Consider the following 21,379-nt stretch of genomic DNA (forward strand, 5'->3'; position numbering starts at 1 on the left):
AGTGTTTACATATGGAGAGAAAAACAGTATTGGTCATTGCTGATCTTGGAGGCTGCCCGCCGCACATGTTTTATAAAAGCGCTGCTGAAAAATATAACCTGGTCAGCTTTATTCCAAGGCCTTTTGCAATTACAGCCTCTCATGCAGCTTTGATTGAAAAATACTCGGTCGCGGTCATTAAAGATAAAGACTATTTTAAGAGTCTGGCTGATTTTGAGCATCCCGATTCGATTTACTGGGCTCATGAAGATCATGACAAACCTGAGGAAGAAGTAGTCGAAGAAATCGTCAAGGTGGCCGGCATGTTCGCGGTTGACGCCATTACGACCAACAATGAACTGTTTATCGCTCCGATGGCAAAAGCGTGTGAACGTCTCGGCCTGCGGGGAGCGGGCGTACAGGCCGCTGAAAATGCCAGAGATAAAAACAAAATGAGAGCCGCCTTCAACCGGGCCGGCGTCAAATCCATCAAAAACAAACGGGTGACGACGCTGGAAGATTTCCGCGCCGCGCTTCAGGAAATCGGAACGCCGCTCATTCTGAAGCCTACATATCTGGCGAGCTCCATCGGCGTGACGCTTATCAAAGAGATGGAAACGGCCGAAGCCGAATTTAACAGAGTCAATGAATACCTGAAGTCGATCAACGTACCGAAAGCGGTCACGTTTGAAGCGCCGTTTATCGCGGAAGAATTTTTGCAGGGCGAGTATGACGACTGGTACGAAACAAGCGGTTATTCCGACTATATCAGCATAGAAGGCATCATGGCCGACGGGGAATACTTCCCCGTCGCGATTCATGATAAAACACCGCAAATCGGATTCACGGAGACATCGCATATTACGCCGTCCATCTTGGATGATGACGCGAAGCGGAAAATCGTCGAAGCAGCCAAAAAGGCGAATGAAGGACTCGGCCTCGAAAACTGCGCAACACATACAGAGATTAAATTAATGAAAAACCGGGAAGCCGGACTGATTGAATCAGCGGCACGATTTGCGGGCTGGAACATGATTCCGAATATTAAAAAGGTCTTCGGCGTCGATATGGCGCAGCTGTTATTGGATGTTCTCTGTTTCGGAAAAGAAGCCGATCTGCCGAAAGGGTTATTGGAGCAGGAGCCATGCTATGTCGCCGACTGCCACTTGTATCCTCAGCATTTCAAAGAGAACGGCCAGCTGCCTGAGACGGCCTTCGATTTCGTCATTGAAAGCATTGACATTCCCGCCGGCGTCTTAAAGGGAGACACCGAAATCGTTTCTTTCTCAGCGGCCGAGGCGGGTACATCCGTGGATCTGCGGCTGTTCGAAGCGTTCAACAGCATTGCGGCGTTTGAGCTGAAAGGAAGCAATTCGGGTGACGTGGCCGAATCAATCAAACAAATTCAGCAGCAGGCGAAGCTGACTGCAAAGTATGCGTTACCGGTATGAAACAGCTGAAACCGAACTCTAAGTATTTGCTTTTCGGGCAGGCGCTTTCGTTTATGGGAGACTATTGCGTTCTCCCGGCCCTGCTCATTTTGTCTACATACTATCACGACTACTGGGTGACGTCTGGCGTCATCGCGGTCCGCAGTATTCCGATGGTGTTTCAGCCGTTTTTAGGCGTGCTCGTGGACCGGCTCGACAGGGTGAAAATCATGCTGTGGACGGATGTGATCAGAGGCGTCATCTTTTTGGGGCTGACATTTCTCCCGAAAGGCGAATATCCGCTGCTTTTTCTGGCGCTGCTGTTTGTTTCTTACGGAAGCGGCGTGTTTTTTAACCCGGCACGTCTCGCGGTCATGTCGTCTTTAGAAGCGGATATTAAAAATATCAACACTTTGTTTGCAAAAGCCACGACGATTTCGATTATTGTCGGCGCTGCAGCCGGCGGACTTTTTCTGTTGGGCGGTTCTGTGGAGCTTGCCGTCGCGTTTAACGGGGTGACCTATCTTGTCTCCGCGTTTTTCATCAGCCGCATTAAGCTTCAATACGTGCCGATTCAGTCAGAAAACGTGAGAGAAGCTTTTCAGTCGTTTAAAGAAGGCCTGAAGGAAATCAAAACAAATGCTTTTGTGTTAAACGCCATGTTCACGATGATTACGATGGCGCTTTTGTGGGGTGTCGTCTACAGCTATTTCCCGATTGTCAGCCGCTTTTTAGGCGACGGGGAAATCGGCAATTTCATCCTGACGTTCTGTATCGGCTTCGGCGGCTTTATCGGCGCCGCTCTTGTCAGCAAATGGGGCTTTAACAACAATAAAGGGCTGATGTATTTTACAGTGTTATCGATCGTCTCGCTTGCGCTGTTTTTGTTTACCCCGATTTTCGCCGTGTCAGTCATTGCCGCCATTCTTTTCTTTATCGCAATGGAATACGGTGAAGTGCTGGCAAAGGTCAAAGTTCAGGAGAACGCGGCGAACCAGATTCAGGGCCGGATTTTTTCGGTGGCGGAGGCGTCCATCGGATTGTGCATCGCCGTCGGTTCCATGCTGATCAACATTGTAGACGCGGCAGTCATCATGGCGTTTATCGTCCTTTTGGTCAGCGGGCTGTTTCTGCATACAAAACTGGTCAATAAATCCTTTTCAGAACGGAATAACGAATCAGAGCAAATTCATTTATAAGGAGCCTTTCAGATGGAAATCATACCGTCCGACGTCATCAAGACACTTCCGAAACAGGAATTTTCGCTCGTTTTTCAAAAGGTAAAAGAGATGGAGAAAACGGGAGCTCAGATCATTAACCTCGGGCAGGGGAATCCTGATCTCCCCACTCCGCCGCATATCGTTGAAACTTTGCGGGAGGCTGCGCTGAATCCTTCGTATCACGGATACGGCCCGTTCAGAGGCTATCCGTTTCTGAAAGAAGCCATCGCGGAATTTTATGAGAGAGAGTACGGGGTATCGGTCAATCCGGAGACAGAAGTCGCGCTGTTCGGCGGAGGGAAAGCTGGTTTGTACGTTTTGACGCAATGCCTGCTGAATCCCGGCGATATCGCCTTAGTCCCGAACCCCGGCTACCCTGAGTATTTATCGGGCATTACAATGGCCAGAGCGGAGCTGCATGAGATGCCGCTTCATCCGGAAAACGGCTATCTGCCGGATTTTGAGCGGATTGATCCCGCCGTCCTGAAAAAAGCCAAGCTGATGTTTTTGAATTACCCGAATAACCCGACTGGCGCGACTGCGGATCAGGCGTTTTATGAAAAAGCGGCAGCGTTTGCAAAAAAACATGACATCCACCTTATTCACGATTTTGCATACGGCGCGTTCGAATTTGATCAGAACCCGGCCAGCTTTCTTCAGGCGAAAGAAGCGAAAACGGTCGGCGCGGAGCTTTATTCATTTTCGAAAACCTTCAATATGGCAGGCTGGAGAATGGCATTTGCCGTGGGGAATGAGAAAATCATTCAGGCGGTCAATGAGTTTCAGGATCACGTCTTCGTCGGCATGTTCGGCGGTCTTCAGCAGGCGGCAGCGGCGGCGCTGTCAGGAAATCCTGAGCATACCGAGCGTCTGAAGCGCACATATAAAGAACGGATTGACTTTTTCACGGCGTTATGTGAAAAGGAATTAGGCTGGAGCATTGAAAAACCGAAAGGGACTTTTTATGTCTGGGCTGAAATTCCGAATGAATTCGAGTCTTCACACCAGTTTTCGGACTATCTGCTGGAGCATGCCCATGTTGTCGTGACGCCCGGCGAGATTTTCGGCAACGGCGGAAAGCGTTATGTCAGAATATCAATGGTGGCCAAGAAGGGCGATTTGAGGGAATTCGTGCTGCGGATTCAAAAGCTCGGTTTGTCCTTTCCTTCATTACAAGAAACATCCCGCTGAGAGCGGGATGTTTTTATTATATGCTTTTCATGCTGCCGCCGTCGGCTGATACTTGCTGTCCGGTAATATAGGAGGCTTCTTCAGAGGCAAGAAAGGCAGCCAGCGCCGCGGTTTCTTCCGCAGTTCCGACACGCTTCATCGGGACGCCTGAGGCAATCCGTTCTTCCGCTTCCGCTTTAGAAATGCCGTTTTGCTTCATGACATTCTTCACGAATTGGTGATAACGGTCTGTGGCGATAAACCCGGGATTCAGACAGTTGACAGTAATGTGAAAAGGCGCAAGCTGAATGGCGATGTTTTTGCTGGCATTAATTAAAGCGGCGTTCATCATGCTGTTGGTAAACATATTGGCGCCGGGTTCTTTCCATAGGTTTCCGACGATATTAATGATTCTGCCGAATTCGTGCTGTTTCATGATTGCTGCGGCCGTTTTCATAGAGTCGATATAGGCGATCGTTTTATTCGTAAAGGTATTTGTCATATCCTCTATATCGCAGTTTTCAAAGGTATCCGGCGAGCCGCCCGGAATGTTGTTGATCAATACATCAAGCCGTCCGCATTGTGATCTGATCTCTTCAAAAATGCCGGCTCTCGCCTTCTGGTCCGACATATCGCCGGCCAGAACGGTGACGCCCGCATCCGGATGTTTGGCGAGGATCTCTTCTTTTACCGATTCGATATTTTCGGGAACTCGTGAATTAATGACGGTATGAAAGCCATTGTCCGCCAGTTTCAGAGCGATCGCTTTGCCGATCCCCTGACTGGCTCCCATAATAAATGCGGTTCGTTTTGACAACTGTCTGCACCCCTTTACCAAAATGGAATCTCCTTTACATCGTAAAAAAAAATGATAAAAATAGCAAATTTTATTTAAATTCTGACAAAGAAAAAACCCGCCGGACAGGCGGGTGGGTGTTACACGTGCAAAAACTTCGGAAGCGTGTCGAGAGACAAGCGGTTTCCGACAAAAAATGAACCGAATTCGCCGTAGCGCGCGCTGACTTCATCAAAGCGCATTTCATAAACAAGCTTTTTGAACTGAAGCACATCATCGCTGAAGAGCGTGACGCCCCATTCGTAATCGTCAAAACCGACAGATCCCGTGATAATCTGTTTGACTTTGCCGGCATAGCTCCGTCCGATCAAGCCGTGGCTTCTCATCAGGTTTCTGCGTTCATCCATAGAAAGCATGTACCAGTTGTCATTGCCGCTTCTTCTTTTATCCATCGGATAGAAGCAGACGTATTTCGCTTCGGGCAGCTCAGGATACAGGCGGGCGCGGACATGCGGATTTTCATACGGATCGCCTTCTCCGCTTGCCAGGTAGTTGCTCAGCTCAACCACGGACACGTAAGAATAAGCCGGGATTGTAAATTCAGCAAGCTTTGATTTGTTAAATTCAAGCTCGATTTCGTTCAGCTCTTCCATTGTCGGGCGAAGAATCATCAGCATGAAATCAGCTTTCTGTCCGACGATGCTGTAGATCGTTTGCGAGCCTTTTCCTTCTTTTTCGGCGACACCCCATTTTTCAAGCAGTCCCGTAAATTCGTGAATAATCGACAGGCGCTCATCGCTGGATAACATCTTCCATGACGTCCAGTCCATTGTGCGGAAATCGTGAAGCGCGTACCAGCCGTCAAGCGTTTGGGCGGCTTCGTTCGTTTTTTGCTGCTCACTCATGTATCTTCACTCCTATATCTTTTCATTACATTGATGCCTTCACTATATCACAGTTTAACCGTTTCGGCTGTGGAGAAACCTTGAATAATCCGAAGCCTTGTGTCAGAAACTAAGCCGTGAAACAAACCGTCAATTAAATTAGTTAGAAAAATAAGATTTCTTTTTGAAAGCGCTATAATAGAAGTTGGTTATTTGAATTTAGCTGGAAGAAGAGTATGCTGTAAAAGTAAGCGTTTTTTGTCAACATAGAGGAGGGAATATCGTGGCAGATTTATTTACAAAAGTACAAGAAAAAGTCGCAGGAAAAGATGTGAAAATCGTATTTCCTGAAGGGTTGGACGAACGTATCCTGGTTGCGGTCAACAACTTGGCGGGCAACAAGGTATTAAAGCCGATCGTGGTCGGCAATAAAGAAGACATTCAAGCAAAAGCGAAAGAATTAAATCTTACGCTTGACGGCGTGGACATTTTTGACCCGCATACATATGAAGGCATGGAAGAACTCGTTCAGGCTTTCGTAGAACGCCGCAAAGGCAAAGCGACGGAAGAACAGGCCCGCAAAGCTTTGCTGGACGAAAACTATTTCGGCACGATGCTTGTGTACAAAGGTCTCGCAGACGGACTTGTCAGCGGAGCTGCACATTCTACAGCCGATACGGTGCGCCCTGCACTGCAAATCATTAAAACAAAAGAAGGCGTGAAAAAAACATCAGGCGTCTTCATCATGGCCCGCGGTGACGAGCAGTATGTGTTCGCTGATTGTGCGATCAACATTGCTCCTGACAGCCAGGACCTTGCCGAAATCGCCATTGAAAGCGCCAATACGGCTCAAATGTTTGACATTGACCCGCGCGTTGCCATGCTCAGTTTCTCTACAAAAGGATCGGCGAAATCAGACGAGACGGACAAAGTGGCTGAAGCCGTGAAAATTGCGAAGGAAAAAGCGCCTGAGCTTACGCTTGACGGCGAATTCCAATTCGACGCTGCATTTGTGCCGTCTGTCGCGGAGAAAAAAGCGCCGGACTCCGACATTAAAGGAGACGCGAATGTATTTGTATTCCCAAGCCTTGAAGCAGGAAACATCGGCTACAAAATCGCTCAGCGCTTAGGCGGCTTTGAAGCGGTCGGACCGATTCTGCAAGGATTGAATATGCCTGTAAACGATCTTTCCAGAGGATGTAATGCGGAAGACGTCTACAATCTTGCGTTAATTACGGCTGCTCAAGCGCTGTAATCCGCAAAAGCCGGCCTTTACGAGGTCCGGCTTTTTTTATAGAAAGAACGTCACTGCGGCCCAGCCGAACAGGGACAAACAGAGAGAACCGATCAAGCCTGCTGCGAGCGCCCGCCAGCCGCTATGACGAAACGCCGATATATGGACTTTCAAACCGAGACCCGCCATCGCCATACCGATTAAAACATAAGACACTTGAACAAGAAACGCGGAAAACGAAGCTGAAATAACGCCTGATGTATGGATGGCGCTCATTCCGAGAAATCCGAAGATAAACCAAGGGATGGGGAGCGAAGCGGCAGAAGCCGTCTTTGACTTTCCGCTGCGGCGCGCCCGCATTCCGAGCATGAATGCGGCCGGGACGAGCAGCGCGACCCGGGTCAGTTTGACGATCACCGCCATCTCGACGGCTGCTTTTCCTCCGGCGCTGCCGGCCGCCGCCGCATGCGCCACCTCGTGAAGCGTTGCCCCGCAAAAGGCTCCGTAAGCCGCAGGAGAAAAGCCCAATCCATGATAAGAAAGAGAATATACAACAGTAAAAACGGTTCCTAATAACGAAACGGCGGCCGCGCTGATGGCGGCTGCATTTTCATTTGATCTGATCTGCGGCGCGATCGCGGCAATGGCAGCCGCTCCGCAGATCGCTGTGCCGCAGGCTGTCAGCGTGCTGAGTGTCTGATCTATACGGAACAGCCGGGACAGTCCGTATACAACGGCACCCGCAAACATCATACAGCAGACGGCAATTGCAAATACGTGCCAGCCCGCATGATAGATATCCGCCAGATTCAGTCTCATACCAAGCAGGATGATGCCTGCTTTCAGCAAGTATTTGCTTGAGAACGCGATCCCCGGCTCTAATGCCGCCCGCTGTCCGAATACGGCGCGCCAAAGCATGCCGATCAGCATGGCAAGGACAAGCATTCCGAACATATGCAAAAACGGCAGGCGGCTGACATAGAAAGCCGCAAACGCAATTCCTGCGGTAACTGAAACACCTTTTACCATCTTCATCTCAGTCACCTCCCATTATCTTGATAACTCCACTTTACTGCGGTCTTAATCATTAGTAAAATATATTTATATGATCTAAACGATTAGGAAAAATAATGATTAGGGGCGATGCTTTTTGTATTATGGGGAACTGAAAACATTCATTGCCGTCGTGGAAGAAAAAAACTTTACAAAGGCGGCGCAGAAGCTGATGATTTCTCAGCCGAGCGTCAGCCTTCACATTAAAAACCTGGAGAAAGAATTTCAAACCGCCTTGCTGAACCGCTCTCCGAAGCACTTTACGACTACACCGACGGGGGACATTCTCTATCAGCGCGCCAAGCAGATGGTCTTTTTGTACGAACAGGCCAAATCCGAAATTTACGCCCATCATCATTATGTCAAAGGGAAGCTCAAAATCGCCGCGAGCTTTACCATCGGCGAATATATTCTGCCGCCGCTTCTCGCAAAGCTTCATAACGAGTATCCCGAACTGAACCTGGACGTCATGATCGGAAACACGGAGGAGGTCAGCGAAGCGGTTCGGATGCTTCAAGCCGATATCGGATTAATTGAAGGGCATACGGGGAAAAACGAGCTCGACATTCAGCCGTTTATGGAGGATGAATTGTGCATTGCCGCACCGAACGGACACCCGCTCGCCGGCAGAAAAAACATCCCGGCTGCCGAATTGCAAAATCAAGCGTGGGTGACAAGGGAGAAGGGTTCGGGAACGAGGGAATATTTAGACCATGTCCTTCAATCAAACGGACTGCGGCCGAAATCCATGATGACGATCAGCAGCAACCAGGGCGTCAAAGAAGCCGTGATCAGCGGAATGGGTCTTTCCGTTCTGTCAAAAAGCGTGCTGCAAAAGGATCTGCTTCACGGCAGCATTTCCGTGCTTGAGATAAAAGGATTCTCCTTAAAACGGAAGCTGTCTATCATCCAATCTTCCATTATGGAGAACACAAAAAACAAAGAAATCTTCATCGCTCTTTTGAAAAGCCAATTTCAATCATCTCAAGCGGAGTGATATAATAAATGCATGGAAAGCCTATGACGAAAGGGATTTAATATAGATGGGAAAGCAACCGATTGATTTACTGATGCAGCCGAGCTGGAGAATCATTGACCAATCCAGCCTCGGCCCTTATTTTGATGCGAAGCAGTCATTCGCAATGGATGATACGCTGTGCGCCTCCGTAGGCAAAGGGGAATCGCCTGCGACGGCACGCTCTTGGGTGCACCACCGGACGATCGTGCTCGGCATTCAGGACACACGCCTGCCGTTTTTAGAGGACGGCGTGAAATTGCTGGAGGACGAAGGCTACCGTGTCATTGTCCGCAATTCAGGAGGCCTAGCGGTCGTTCTCGATGAAGGCGTATTGAATATCTCGCTTATTTTTGAAGATGAGAAAAAAGGCATCGACATTGACAGAGGCTACGAGGCGATGACAGAGCTGGTGCGGCGGATGCTGCGTCCGCACAATGCTGAAATTGAAGCATATGAAATTAAAGGATCGTACTGTCCGGGCAGCTACGATCTCAGCATCGGCGGCCGAAAATTCGCGGGAATCTCACAAAGGCGCCTGCGGGGCGGAACCGCGGTTCAGATTTATCTCTGCGCCGATAAAAGCGGAAGCGAACGCGCCGATCTGATCAGACGTTTCTATCAAGCCGCTTTAAAAGACAAAAGCAACGATACAAAAGGCGTATATCCCGATATCCGGCCCGAAACGATGGCTTCATTAAGCGAATTGCTGCTAACGGACATTACCGTGCAAGACTTAATGCTGATGCTTTTGACTGAACTGAAGGAACTCAGCGGACGCCTGTATGCAGCCGGATTATCGCCGGAAGAGGAAATGGTATTTGAAAAAAATCTGACCCGAATGCTGGAACGGAATGAGAAGGTGTTCGGCACGCAGGAAAGCTTGGACTAAGTCCGGGCTTTTTTGTTTTTGGTAATTATATACTATTTAGTTATAGTGAAAAAAGAAGTGTTGTATGAAAACTAGTTTACATTATATACCTTATTTGATTAATATATTTATGTAGGTTCCAAATAATTCTATAAACTGAAGGAGATGGAGATATGAACTTTAAAAAAATAAAAGAAGAAAAAAGAATCACGATCCCGACGCATTTGTTAGCCGGAGATGCGGAACAATCAGGCAATTCTTTCGCTTGGAGCGGCTGGGTGCTTGTAGTGCCGAGCCAAGAAGACAATCAAAACCCGAATTTGAATTTCTCTGATTTAGCCGCTCAAAAGTAGGATAATCACTGTTTGGAGCCTACACATCTGAGACGAGGCGGTGAGAGTATGACACAAGAGTATATAAGAGAAATTAAGCGGGGAGCACTGTCATGGATTGTTGAAAATATCCATTACTTTGATATGAATCATAAAGTAGCGAATGATTTCAGGTGGCGCCTTAAAACATTTATAGAACTCATTTTTCTTACCAATTACCTGATCAGAAATCAGGCAGATGATAAGGAAGTTGCTGTTTTAACGGAGTTTATTACAGAAAGGCTCCGTAATGATCAGCTTGAAGAATTTATTCATTTTGATCCGGACGGTCTCGCCGGATTGGCTATTGCGGGTGAATTTCTTACCTTGACTGATCATCCGTCACGGGCTTCGGTGATATGGGAGCTGGAAAAATTCACGGCAGCGCGTTTTGATTGCAGCCTTGCTAAAATTCCCTTTCGGAAAATGGATCTGAAGTACAGTCTGCAAAGAGCAGGCGTAACCTCGGAAATAACGGATTTTTCTGACTTATATCACTACACAGCAGCTGGTCAGGATATCCCAAATACATATATGACGGATCATGATGCGTACAGCATCACTCATACGATTTTTTATATAACAGACATGGGATGTTCTTCGCTTACGGATAAAGAGTATCATCTGCCGTCCTTAAAAGAAAAGGTCCTGAAATTTCTCGGGATCTATATCTGTCTTGAGAATTTAGATATTACTAGTGAATTATTGATGTGCAGCTCTTTTTTACATATCGACATGGATAAGGACAACCATAAACCGCTCTATGAAGCAGCCTGGAATAAAATCTATCAGGGCCGAATGAAAGAGGGGAATATCCCGAGCATCACCTATCAACATAAACCCGGTTTGAAAGGTGAACAGCGAAGAGAAGATATATTCAAACATTGCTATCATACAACACTTGTCGCCGCGGGTGCCGCGCATGCCTGTCTTAGAGCAGAAAGGAACGATTAGCTTGAACAGATTAGCTGAAGAGGCGGATCAATTTTTATTATCTTTTGCTGAACAATCGCTTCCGGATCAAAAGAGCATTCAGCTGTTTGCCGGCTTCTGCAAATACTACAGGAAGACGAGCCATTCTTCCGCTGTAAAAGAACATACTGAAAGGATTGCCTCCGCTTTCGTTGATAAGTCATGCTGGGAAGATCTGTTTCACTGTAACACGGCCATTGTCAATGAGTTGATTCATATCTATTTAACGGCAAAAGCTTATAAAAAGAAGCAGGGAATGGATTCGGATGATCAGGTCATACGTCACGGATTGCAAAACGGCTATCTTATAAAAAAAGAATGGCCTTATTTTAAATACGCCGAATTCGCTGGTTTGCTGAGCGAGCTGGGAATGTCAACTGACCATGAAAAAGTGCGCTTTTACAAGAATTCGATGTTTCAGCCTTTGCTCCATGACGCATGGAAAAGAACAGCTGAAAACGAGCTGGAGTTTGTCGAGTACTGTCTTCTTCATTTGAATGAGGGAGAGCATCTGCTTCATCCCGGCTTGAAGGCGTCCATTCAAAAATGGCTTGTGTTTTGTCTCGGCAGCCGAAAAATGAAACAGCTGTGCAATATGTTATTTATCCAATCGTGTATCGATCCATTTTTTTATGGCTGTCAAGCGGCTCTTCATCATATAAATAACGAGAATCCATCCATTCATTGTGCTCCGGCTCTTCTGCCGGCGATTGAGATTCTGAATCTGGAGTGTGGAACATGCGGATAGTCAAGGAACATTTTAATATAAAAAAAACAGAAGAATGGCTGCTGGGTTTTTGGAAGAACATTCAGCTGCAGCCGGAAGAAATGGAAGCAGATGATCTCATGCACCTGTTTTGCGGTTTAGCGGCATGTCATCACTTTGAAAAAAGAAAGGATACAGAAGAAGTCATTCTATTCTTAGACCGTTATTTTGGAGAAAAAACGCACGAATGCCATCCGGTCCTGTTCGCGTATGCGTATCATATATACCGCAGGATGGATGCCGCAAAAAGCATCTTTTTTCATAACGGACTTGAACAAATGGTCCGCGGTTTACAAGAGGAACTGAAATCAGAGCCTTCCTCTATGATCCTCATGGTGTTAGGGGCTTATTTTGGGGCGATGACTCCGGAAGAACTGATCGTGTTCTTAGAAACCGTAATGAAACGTGAGGCCGATTTGCTCATGGCACCGGGCGGCATCCAGGAAGAACAGGCGGATGCCCTTTATGCCGTCACTTATTTGCAAATGAAAGAATTGCAGCCTTTTCTCACGGAATGGTACAAAACATCAGACTTTGCTTTTTCAGGTTTAATGTTAGCCGAGTGCAGAAAGTATCACATTGACGCCGTTGCAAAATACACAGCCATTATGAAATTTCTCCGATTCGATGAGGCGCTTTTTATACGGGAAGGGCGGGAATTTCTACGCTTTCAGCAGCGAAGCAGCGGGAGCTTCGGTTATTTGAATCCATTAGCGATGGACCAAGGGGCGGTCAGCGGCAAATTGCTGGACCGTCAGTATTTCCTGCCGTCCGCTCATTATGCCGCCGCCTCTCTGTCTATGCTGTAATGTCTCTCTTTTGAAAGACGGAAAAAGAAATCAATAAACAAATAAGAAAGTAGATCGCTATAACCGTCACGGAATAGGGGATGTTTAACGTTGAAATCGCATCACCCGCGCTTTTATTTACATAAGCAACGAGGTTTAAATGCGGAAAGAGCGTAAATTTATACCACGTATATTGGGCAAGCAAATCAGTTCCGCCCAATATACTGCCGGCAAACAGCAGTAAAATCGATAAGCAGAGGGAGAGCGCCTGGCTTTTGCACAATACTGACAAAGTGAACGCAATGGTGACAATGCTTATAATTGATATGAAACGCAAAAGCAGAATGATTCCGGATGCTTTGATTGAACTGATGGTATACAGACTGTCATTTAAATGAGTATAGACGAGCGGATATGAAGCATTGGAAAAACCGAATAACACGCCGCCGATCAGCAAACAGCTCACACAGTAAAATAAGTAAATCATACCGGTAAACAGAAGGGAGGCCAGAAATTTCGATGTTAAAATCCGCCATCTTCGATTCGGGCTTGTAGCGATAAACTTAATCGTCCCAAGGGCAAACTCTTTAGAAACAACCCCGCTGACGGTTAAAATCGCGGTTAAGCTTACGAAAATCTCAAGCCCGTTTGAAGTAACCGTGCCGAAAAACCTCCAGCCGTTCCATTCATAAGGGTTGATGTTATGCTCCAAATAATAGTCTTTATTCTTAACATCAGCAGAATAATAAACGCCTGTCGTTTCAGCCGGTTTATCAATTTCTTCCTGCTTTTTTTCGGCGAGAAGCCGTTCTTTCCAATTGTTATCCGAGGAAGCATCTAACTCATGATTCATAATAAGGCCGGCCAGCAAAACGATGAGAAACAGGAAGAAAAGAGATAAAAGTGTGCCTTTTTTTCGGGTTATTTTTATGAATTCGTTCTGCGCCAGATGAAATATGCTCATACCGCGTCCTCCTGATCTGTAATCATCATGTATTTCTCTTCCAATGACAAAGTTCTTGCAGAAACGCGGGAAATCAGAATCTCTTTCTCTGCCAAAGATTTAATGACATACGGGATGGTATCTTCTTCCGCTTCCAATTCAATGACGCGGCTGTCTTTTTGCTGTACTTGAAGAATACCTTCCCGCTCTAATATTTCTTTCGCCCTTGCCGGATGATCGACCGTGACGGTAAACAGCTTTTTCTGACCAAGATTATGTCTGTTCTTCATGTCTTCAATTCCTAAAATCCGTCCCTTTTTAATGTAGGCAACCCTATCGCAAATCTCTTCCATTTCCGACAATAAATGGCTTGATAATAAAATAGAAACCCCTTGCTTCGCTAAATCAGAAAGAATGGTGCGCAATTCTTTCATACCTTTAGGATCGAGGCCGTTCATCGGTTCATCCAGAATTAATAACCCGGGATTGTGAAGAAGAGAATAAGCGAGCCCCAAGCGCTGTTTCATGCCTAATGAGAAATGTTTCACTTTTTTGCGGGCAGCCTGATCTAGTCCGACTTTTGCAAGGGTATTCATAAGGTCATCCGTTTTCAGCGAGGTGCTCCGCAGTCTGGTGAAATATTTCAGGTTTTGCAAAGCGGTCATATTCGGATACATATCCGGGCCTTCAATGATAACCCCGATATGTCTCATAAAATATTCAAAGTCGCTGTCCGGTCTGCCTCTGAATGAAATGGCTCCTTCTGTTTTTTTAATAAGCTGTACGATCATTCTGAAAATAGTGGTTTTTCCTGAGCCGTTCGGCCCTAAAAGGCCGAATATCTCGCCTTTTCTTACATCGAAAGAAATTGACTGTACAATAGGGGTATGATTGATTGTTTTAGAGACATCTTTTAATATCAGGGCTGGTTCAGTCATGATATTTGCACACCTTCCTTATGATTTAGGGTAAAAGCCGTCAAAACCGAAGAACATGCTTCCGATCAGGCCGGCAACGATTAAAATGAGAGCAATGCTATACCACATTTTTCGATTCAATGGTTTCCCTCCTTACAACGCTGACATTCCATTTGAAATAGCGCAAAAAGATGCGGAATATCAGTTTCGAAAGATCAAATCCGGCCATAAACACCGCCATACCCGCTCCAAGAACCATACATCCGTTAAAAATGGCTGTTACAATCGGCACTTTTACAAGGAGAAAGAATGATCCGGTCATCAGCATCAGGCCGATCGCCATCAAACTTAACACCGCAACAGAGGCAAAAAGAAACGGTGTCAGCATAAACATGAAGTTGAACATGCCCATACCCAGCATCAGGCCGAATGCTTTGAAAAAGGAGCGCCATGTTTTCTGCTCCTCGGCATCATTGATGAAAATATCCGCTTTTAAGGCGCGCGCAAGTGTTTTGGGGTTTCCTAAATTGCCGGCGATTTGTTCATCGCTTTTTCCTTCAGCGCCGCCCATTTGGAATATTTCGCCGATATCGGCGAGTATCTCTTTTTGCTCAAGTTCCGGCAGATCTTTTATTTCCCGCCGGAGATGTTTTAAATATTGGTCTTTACACATTCATTTTCCCTCCTTAATGATGCTGTTCACTTTTTCGGACAGGTCAAGCCATTCCGATTTTAATGTTTGATGATAAAAGGCGCCTTCTTCTGTTACTTTGTAATATTTGCGTGATGGGCCTTGATCGGAAGCTGCTGTATACGTTTTTAGGCAGTTATTTTTTGTGAGTCTTCGTAATATGGGGTAGATGGTGCCCTCCGATACAGGGAACGTTTCACTTATGATCTTGATTAATTCATAACCATATAAATCTTCATAAAGAAGCAGGGACAACACACAAAGTTCCAACGCTCCTTTTCGTAATTGGCTACTCATTTACTATCATTCCCATCATATCTAATAATTGTATTCTCTATACAGTGTATTGCACAGTAGCTAATCGATCAATAATTCCCAAGAACCATTTGGGATGAGGAATTGAATCTTTATGCTTATGTGCGGGCGGGGACCGAGATGCGCAGCCCTTGCGGGAAGAAGGCCTCCTGAACAATGTTTACATTAATATAGATCAGGATGCGCGTCATTGACAAATGGCAAAAACCCCTTTTTCCATGACAAGGAAAGGGGTTTTTCCGTTATTCGGCCATTTTTTCTAAATTGCCGTTCCGGTCCATTTTAAAGGACGGAGAGGCATGCTCGTCGTCTTCAAATAAAACTAGTTTTCTGGCTCTGTTCATAATTTTCACCAAGGTTTCGTAGTCTTCCTGAATGGTTTTTTGATCTTTTTCAAGCTTTTCGACGGCCGCTTCCAGCTGCTCGGTTTTAGACTGAAGTTCTTGGTTTTCCCGTTTTAAACGGTCATTTTCCATTTGCAGGGCGGAAGTTTGCTTTCCGCTGCCTTCATAGCTCTGCAGAAATTGAATGACGTCTGCCATTGTGAGCTCCGCCTTTTGGCTCGGCTGCTGAGGCGCCAGCAAATGTGATAAACTAGCTAACTCTTCCTTGAAGCTTTCATCGACATAAGGCATATGTTCGCCGGACATGACGGCTTGCCGATCTTCTTTTGGCGCTTCCGTTTGAACCGTCTCTTCGGCTGCGGTTTCCTGCATGATGTCCGCATCCGGTGCAGGCGGCTGGTATAATAGTTTCTTCTTGGCCGGCTGGCCGTTTCCGAGCGCGCGCATCCGCTGTTTCCGCTGTTTTTTGGCAAGCTGAAGCGCTTTTTCATATTGATGGCGGACGACAGCATTCCACCTGAATCCGCACGCTGCCGACGTTCTGTTTAATTTATCGCCTACCTCTTCAAAGGCATTCAGCTGCGTGCTTCCTTCCCGAACGTGACGGAGCACGGTTTCCGCAAGCAGCAGGTCATTTTCCTCCGACCAGGCGTCCTGTCTTTGTTTTGTCAATGTTCTCAACCCCCAATATCTTTGATGGTATTAGAATGTCCAGATTGGAAAATATTTATACAAATTGGCTGAAAGAATGAGAGATACGCAGAGCCTTGCAGGATAAGATGAATCCTTGTACAATGAGATGTGATGTGATTTTTTTCGTTTTTAAAATTAAGATTTAACATAGAGGAACATTGAATGAAGGGAAGCGTACATCATGGCTAATGAATTCCGAGTGTGTGATGATTGCCAGGCCACCAATATTAAGACTTTGCTGCCGCGTTTGAAAGAAGCTGACCCGGATGCAAAAGTGGAGGTCGGATGTCAGTCATATTGCGGGCCCGGACGCAAAAAATCGTTTGCTTTCGTAAACAACCGCCCGCTGTCGGCGCCGACTGAGGACGAGCTGATTGAGAAAGTGAAAAAGAAGATCAAAAAGTAAATGTGTATTTTTATGACAGCCTCGCCCGATGGGTCAGGCTTTTTTGCTTCAAAAAATCAATGACGGAAAACTGGAACAAAACGCCGGACAAATTCAAGGATGTTTTCAAATTACAGAGCCGATATAATAGAATCACGGCTAAAAAAAAGAGGGAATGACGATGGCGTATCCAAACGGAAAATTATCAGAAGAAAAAGTGTTTAAAGATCCCGTTCACCGCTATGTTCATGTGCGGGACAAGCTGATCTGGGATTTGATCGGCACCCGTGAATTTCAGCGGCTGCGCCGGATCAAACAGCTCGGTACGACGTATTTGACGTTTCACGGCGCGGAACACAGCCGTTTTAACCATTCTCTCGGCGTCTATGAGATTGTCAGACGAATGGTTGATGATGTTTTTAAAGGGCGTCCTGAATGGGATGACAATGAACGCGAACTCTGTCTCAGCGCCGCGCTTTTGCACGATTTGGGACATGGGCCGTTTTCGCATTCCTTTGAAAAGGTTTTTCATCTGGATCATGAAGACTATACGAGGGAAATCATTCTCGGCGACACCGAGGTGAATCAGGTTCTCAGAAAGGCGGGACCGGGATTTCCGCAGGATGTTGCTGAAGTCATTGCCAAAACATACAAAAACAAGCAGGTGGTCAGCCTGATTTCGAGCCAGATTGACGCCGACAGGATGGATTACCTTCAGCGGGACGCATACTATACGGGCGTCAGCTACGGACATTTTGATATGGAACGGATTTTAAGGGTGATGCGTCCGCGAGAGGACCAGATCGTCATTAAGCAAAGCGGCATGCACGCCGTCGAAGACTATATTATGAGCCGCTATCAAATGTACTGGCAGGTGTATTTTCATCCAGTGACGAGAAGCGCTGAAGTCATTTTGACGAAAATTCTCCACCGTGCGAAGCAGCTCCATGAAGAAGGGTATATATTCACGCATGCTCCCGTTCATTTTTATTCCATTTTTGAAGGGAAGCTGACGCTTGCGGATTATCTGAAGCTTGATGAAGCCATCATTTTATATTATTTCCAGGCTTGGGAGGAAGAAGAGGACCCGATTCTGTCCGACTTGTGCCGCCGCTTCATTAACCGCCAGCTGTTTCAATATGCCGAATTTAACCCCAATGAGGAAATGTCGGCTTATTTTGAACTGACCGCTCTGTTTAAAGAGGCGGGAATTGATCCCAATTATTATTTAGTGGTCGATTCTTCATCGGATCTGCCGTATGATTTTTACCGGCCGGGTGAAGAGGAGGAGCGTCTGCCGATTCACCTGTTAACGCAGAACGGCCAGATCAAAGAGCTGTCCAGGCAGTCCGCCATTGTCGAATCCATTTCGGGCAAACGCCGGACGGACCATAAGCTCTACTATCCGATGGACCTCATTTGTGACGATTCAGAAAACCCTGAAGCAAAATTAAAAATCCGGCAGCTGCTGGGACTGACATAGAAGGATTTTGGTAAAGAAGGAAAAGGAGATGTCGGGAATTTGTTGAAAGAACATGCAAAACTGATGAAGGTGTTCTCGGATTCTGGAGAAATCATCGGGCGGAAAAAGCTGCAGAAAATCATTTATATCGCGAAGAAAATGCAGTATCCTTTCTACGAAAAATATGATTTTCATTTTTACGGCCCGTATTCCGAAGAACTGACGCTTCGAATTGAAGAGCTGTGCAATCTTGGGTTTCTGGATGAGGTGAAGGAAAAAAAGGGCGGCTACTTTCAATACCGGTACTCGCTGACGGAGACGGGAGCCGAGTTTTTACATCATGCGGAGCTTACGATGCCGGATATGAAGAAGTACATCGACAGCGTCAACAGCCGCTCATCCCGGTTTCTGGAGCTGGTGTCTACGATTTTGTATTTTGACGGCCTTGAAGCTGAGGAAAAGAAAGAGAAAGTGTTTACGATAAAAAGCAAACAGAAATATACAGATGAAGAATATGATGAGGCGCTTCACTACATAGAAGAGCTGAAACATATTTGTTAAAGGCGATGGCTTTCGTCTTTTTTGATGAAAAAACCAGGCCGCGATAAAGCGGGCCTGGTTTTGTTTATTGTCTCAATTTGCTGTGCTTGTACGAATATAAAAAGTAAACGATGACGCCGATGATCAGCCAGACGGCAAAATAAAGCCACGTTTTCAGCGGCAGATTGACCATTAAAAACAAACAGCAGATAATGGCCAAAATCGGCAGTACTGGTACAAAAGGCACTTTAAATCCCCGCGGCAGATCCTTATGGGTGCGGCGCAGAATCAGCACGGACAGACTGACCATGGCAAATGTCAATAGCGCGCCGATGTTTGAGAGATCCGACAGCTCTTTCAGATCAACAAAACCCGCGATGCAGGCGCTGATCAGTCCGATCAGCCATGTATTAAAGATCGGCGCTCCCGATTTCTTTCCGACAATGGTAAAGACTTTCGGCAGCATTCCGTCTCTTGCCATCGCAAAAGATATACGGGTCGCCGCATATGTATGGGCGAGAACGACGGCCATCAGTCCGATCACCGCACCGGCAGCGATAACGCCCGCCACCGCGTTTTGTCCGACAGTCTGCAGCACATAAGACATGGCTTCCGGCACATTAAGCTGTGAATACGGAACCATACCCGTCATGACGAGACAGACGATGACGTACACCAATGTACAGATCACCAGTGAACCGATAATACCGATCGGCAGGTTGCGCTGCGGTTTTTTGACTTCTTCAGCCGAAGCGGAAATCGCGTCAAACCCGAGAAACGCAAAAAAGACGGCAGAAGCCCCTGTAATGACGCCTTTGATTCCAAAAGGCATAAAAGGATGCCAATTGCCCGGCTTTACAAAAAAGCTTCCTGTGATGATAAACAGCAAAACAATTCCGATTTTTACGAGAACCATTACATTATTAAAGGTTTTGCTCTCCTTGGAGCCGCGTGACAGAACGACGGCAATTAATAGAGTAATGATGATGGCAGGAAGGTTGACGATGCCCCCCTGGCTCGGCACGTGCAGCAGACTGTCCGGCAAAGGCATGCCGATTTCGGCTAACAGATTATTAAAATAACTTGACCAGCCGCTTGCCACCGCCGACGCCGTCACCATATAAACGGATAAGAGCGTCCAGCCCATTAAATGGCCGACAATTTCTCCCATGGTGGTATAAGAGTAAATATAGGCGCTTCCGTAAACCGGGAGAACAGAAGCGATTTCGGCGTAACATAATGCTGCAAGGCTGCAGACAACGGCTGCAATGATAAAAGAAAAGATTACGGAAGGTCCGGCGTTTTTCGCGGCCGTAATGCCTGTAAGAACCATGACGCCCGTCCCGATGACGGCGCCGATGCCCAGTAATGTTAAATCAAATCCACCCATCGTTTTGGCAGTCTGCCTGTTTCTGCTTTGTTCAAGCAGCTGGGTGATGTCTTTTTTTTGTAGGATATTCCGCAACACGCATCCCTCCATCCAAAAGCAAAAGCCAAGAGGGACTCTTTGGCTTTTACCCGTGTCACATTCTGTGTAATCGACAATCCTGTGTTCTGTTTCCCCGTCTGTTCCGTTTCTTTTCCAGTCATATTGTCTGCCGCATCCGATCAGATTATCCTTTCTGTCAAACGCAGTCACCCTTAATGATTTTACCTGAATCATGTCTATAAAACCAGCATTGCATAAAAGGGATGGGTGAAAAAGTAGGAGATAATAGTCTGTATAGGGCAGGATAAAAGTTGCGGGCTTTCCGGCCGAAATTTTGACTTTCCCCGCGAGGTATCAGTAAAATGTAATAAAAAACAATCAAATGATGATGGATGCATCTTGAAATGGGGAGTTTCTGCATGGAGCACGATATATTGCAAGCAAATGTACTGGATTACGCGCTCACGAAATATTTAAAGAGCACGAAAAAGCTTGATGAGGCGACAATTCCGAAGAGTATAAACAATATCAGAGGATTTATTCTCAGGATTATTTACCGGCACGGCACGTGCACGATTAAAGATATATTGCAGGAAGTCACATTATCGCCTTCAGCCACGACAACCGCTCTGAATCATTTAGAAAAAGAAGGTTTCGTGGAAAGGTCGAGAAATAACGAAGACCGGCGCACGGTATGGATGACGCTTTCCGAATCGGGAAAAATGGCGGCCATGCAAATGATTGAAAACCGGCAGATGCTCATTGACGAGCTGTTCGAAGCATTGACAGAGGAAGAAAAGAACACCTTTTTCAGCCTCGTTGAAAAAGTAATGAAATAAGCCGGCCTGACATAGCAGCGCCGGCAGTTATCAAGGATTACTCCGTATCGCTGATCCGTTTGCCGGCGACGGCGTAATGATCCTTTCTCATTTCTTCAATCATGACAATGATCTTTTCTTCGGCTGCGCCTGTCGTTTCTTTTACGGCTTCTGTCACTTTTTCAACCAGATTCCGTTTTTGTTCATCTGTGCGGCCTTCAAGCATTTTAACGGTTACGAGCGGCATGGTGCTGATCCTCCTTTATCGTTTCCTCTCTTTGGAAGAGAGGTCA

24 protein-coding genes are annotated in these 21,379 nt (G+C 46.4%); 14 read left to right on the forward strand and 10 right to left on the reverse strand.

All coding sequences use genetic code 11. The features are described 5' to 3' along the window. Positions 1–11: 11 nt before the first annotated feature. The 3 genes from OVA33_RS06230 to OVA33_RS06240 are packed head-to-tail and all read left to right on the forward strand — an operon-like array spanning position 12 to position 3,820. Positions 12–1,430, forward strand: coding sequence for an alanine--anticapsin ligase (locus OVA33_RS06230; protein ID WP_063636522.1), 1,419 nt, complete (start codon positions 12–14; stop codon positions 1,428–1,430). Further along, positions 1,427–2,608 (forward strand): bacilysin exporter BacE, encoded by a 1,182-nt coding sequence (locus OVA33_RS06235; protein WP_007407671.1) that lies wholly within the window; start codon positions 1,427–1,429, stop codon positions 2,606–2,608. The genes OVA33_RS06230 and OVA33_RS06235 overlap by 4 nt, the downstream gene beginning before the upstream one ends. 12 nt (positions 2,609–2,620) lie before the next feature. Then, a complete protein-coding gene (locus OVA33_RS06240; protein ID WP_053104075.1) occupies positions 2,621–3,820 on the forward strand; it encodes a transaminase BacF in 1,200 nt (399 codons plus the stop codon). A gap of 16 nt (positions 3,821–3,836) precedes the next feature. Here the strand turns inward: OVA33_RS06240 and OVA33_RS06245 are convergent, their stop codons facing one another. Next, a complete protein-coding gene (locus OVA33_RS06245) occupies positions 3,837–4,616 on the reverse strand; it encodes an NADPH-dependent reductase BacG (RefSeq protein ID WP_025649393.1) in 780 nt (259 codons plus the stop codon). A gap of 119 nt (positions 4,617–4,735) precedes the next feature. Further along, entirely contained in the window at positions 4,736–5,500 is a 765-nt protein-coding gene (gene hemQ / locus OVA33_RS06250; protein ID WP_017418694.1) for a hydrogen peroxide-dependent heme synthase, read from the reverse strand. A 262-nt stretch (positions 5,501–5,762) separates the two neighbouring features. On the opposite strand from hemQ, the gene pta reads away from it, so the two are divergent. Continuing rightward, positions 5,763–6,734, forward strand: coding sequence for a phosphate acetyltransferase (gene pta, locus OVA33_RS06255; protein ID WP_003151012.1), 972 nt, complete (start codon positions 5,763–5,765; stop codon positions 6,732–6,734). Positions 6,735–6,770: 36 nt separating this feature from the next. Here the strand turns inward: pta and OVA33_RS06260 are convergent, their stop codons facing one another. Further along, positions 6,771–7,748, reverse strand: a complete 978-nt coding sequence (locus OVA33_RS06260; RefSeq protein WP_063636521.1) for a YeiH family protein — start codon at positions 7,746–7,748, stop codon at positions 6,771–6,773. A 115-nt stretch (positions 7,749–7,863) separates the two neighbouring features. On the opposite strand from OVA33_RS06260, the gene OVA33_RS06265 reads away from it, so the two are divergent. From OVA33_RS06265 to OVA33_RS06290, 6 genes are all read left to right on the forward strand, one after another. Further along, complete coding sequence (locus tag OVA33_RS06265) at positions 7,864–8,763, forward strand: cysJI operon transcriptional regulator CysL (RefSeq protein WP_007407666.1); 900 nt, start codon at positions 7,864–7,866, stop codon at positions 8,761–8,763. 46 nt (positions 8,764–8,809) lie between these two features. Then, positions 8,810–9,673, forward strand: a complete 864-nt coding sequence (locus tag OVA33_RS06270; protein ID WP_063636520.1) for an octanoyl-[GcvH]:protein N-octanoyltransferase — start codon at positions 8,810–8,812, stop codon at positions 9,671–9,673. Between the two features lie 152 nt (positions 9,674–9,825). Then, the gene (locus tag OVA33_RS06275) at positions 9,826–10,005 is read left to right on the forward strand and encodes a hypothetical protein (protein ID WP_003151018.1); all 180 of its coding nucleotides are present in this window, start codon (positions 9,826–9,828) and stop codon (positions 10,003–10,005) included. Positions 10,006–10,053: 48 nt separating this feature from the next. Further along, a complete protein-coding gene (locus OVA33_RS06280) occupies positions 10,054–10,977 on the forward strand; it encodes a DUF6895 family protein (RefSeq protein ID WP_017418697.1) in 924 nt (307 codons plus the stop codon). Then, positions 10,946–11,743 (forward strand): hypothetical protein, encoded by a 798-nt coding sequence (locus OVA33_RS06285; protein ID WP_025649391.1) that lies wholly within the window; start codon positions 10,946–10,948, stop codon positions 11,741–11,743. Before OVA33_RS06280 ends, OVA33_RS06285 begins: the two co-directional genes overlap by 32 nt. After that, positions 11,734–12,570: a hypothetical protein gene (locus OVA33_RS06290; protein WP_025649390.1), complete on the forward strand. Its 837-nt coding sequence runs from the start codon at positions 11,734–11,736 to the stop codon at positions 12,568–12,570. Before OVA33_RS06285 ends, OVA33_RS06290 begins: the two co-directional genes overlap by 10 nt. On the opposite strand, the gene OVA33_RS06295 is transcribed toward OVA33_RS06290, so the two are convergent. The 5 genes from OVA33_RS06295 to OVA33_RS06315 form a co-directional block, all read right to left on the reverse strand. Beyond that, on the reverse strand, positions 12,560–13,513 hold the full coding sequence (locus OVA33_RS06295; RefSeq protein WP_025649389.1) for an ABC transporter permease: 954 nt from the start codon (positions 13,511–13,513) through the stop codon (positions 12,560–12,562). The genes OVA33_RS06290 and OVA33_RS06295 overlap by 11 nt on opposite strands. After that, complete coding sequence (locus OVA33_RS06300) at positions 13,510–14,430, reverse strand: ATP-binding cassette domain-containing protein (protein WP_017418700.1); 921 nt, start codon at positions 14,428–14,430, stop codon at positions 13,510–13,512. The genes OVA33_RS06295 and OVA33_RS06300 overlap by 4 nt, the downstream gene beginning before the upstream one ends. A 97-nt stretch (positions 14,431–14,527) precedes the next feature. Then, entirely contained in the window at positions 14,528–15,082 is a 555-nt protein-coding gene (locus OVA33_RS06305) for an HAAS signaling domain-containing protein (protein ID WP_017418702.1), read from the reverse strand. Then, positions 15,083–15,397, reverse strand: coding sequence for a PadR family transcriptional regulator (locus OVA33_RS06310; RefSeq protein WP_026092292.1), 315 nt, complete (start codon positions 15,395–15,397; stop codon positions 15,083–15,085). A gap of 260 nt (positions 15,398–15,657) precedes the next feature. Next, a complete protein-coding gene (locus OVA33_RS06315) occupies positions 15,658–16,431 on the reverse strand; it encodes an RsfA family transcriptional regulator (protein ID WP_012118695.1) in 774 nt (257 codons plus the stop codon). A 202-nt stretch (positions 16,432–16,633) separates the two neighbouring features. Between OVA33_RS06315 and OVA33_RS06320 the strand changes: the two genes are divergently transcribed. The 3 genes from OVA33_RS06320 to OVA33_RS06330 all read left to right on the forward strand — a co-directional run bounded on the left by OVA33_RS06320 (position 16,634) and on the right by OVA33_RS06330 (position 18,860). After that, positions 16,634–16,858: a YuzB family protein gene (locus tag OVA33_RS06320; protein WP_003151034.1), complete on the forward strand. Its 225-nt coding sequence runs from the start codon at positions 16,634–16,636 to the stop codon at positions 16,856–16,858. A gap of 160 nt (positions 16,859–17,018) precedes the next feature. Further along, on the forward strand, positions 17,019–18,320 hold the full coding sequence (locus OVA33_RS06325; RefSeq protein WP_003151035.1) for an HD domain-containing protein: 1,302 nt from the start codon (positions 17,019–17,021) through the stop codon (positions 18,318–18,320). Positions 18,321–18,359: 39 nt separating this feature from the next. Further along, positions 18,360–18,860, forward strand: a complete 501-nt coding sequence (locus tag OVA33_RS06330; RefSeq protein ID WP_007407653.1) for a YwgA family protein — start codon at positions 18,360–18,362, stop codon at positions 18,858–18,860. Positions 18,861–18,924: 64 nt separating this feature from the next. On the opposite strand, the gene OVA33_RS06335 is transcribed toward OVA33_RS06330, so the two are convergent. After that, positions 18,925–20,319 (reverse strand): amino acid permease, encoded by a 1,395-nt coding sequence (locus tag OVA33_RS06335; protein ID WP_050496158.1) that lies wholly within the window; start codon positions 20,317–20,319, stop codon positions 18,925–18,927. 368 nt (positions 20,320–20,687) lie between these two features. Here OVA33_RS06335 and OVA33_RS06340 point away from each other — a divergent pair, with 368 nt between their 5' ends. Beyond that, positions 20,688–21,107 carry a MarR family winged helix-turn-helix transcriptional regulator gene (locus OVA33_RS06340; RefSeq protein WP_007407650.1) on the forward strand — a complete coding sequence of 140 codons (420 nt, stop codon included), beginning with the start codon at positions 20,688–20,690 and terminating at the stop codon, positions 21,105–21,107. Between the two features lie 37 nt (positions 21,108–21,144). Here the strand turns inward: OVA33_RS06340 and OVA33_RS06345 are convergent, their stop codons facing one another. After that, positions 21,145–21,333, reverse strand: a complete 189-nt coding sequence (locus tag OVA33_RS06345) for a 2-hydroxymuconate tautomerase (RefSeq protein ID WP_003151042.1) — start codon at positions 21,331–21,333, stop codon at positions 21,145–21,147. Positions 21,334–21,379 lie beyond the last annotated feature (46 nt).

This window comes from Bacillus sp. KICET-1 (assembly GCF_027721405.1).
GTDB lineage: Bacteria > Bacillota > Bacilli > Bacillales > Bacillaceae > Bacillus > Bacillus velezensis.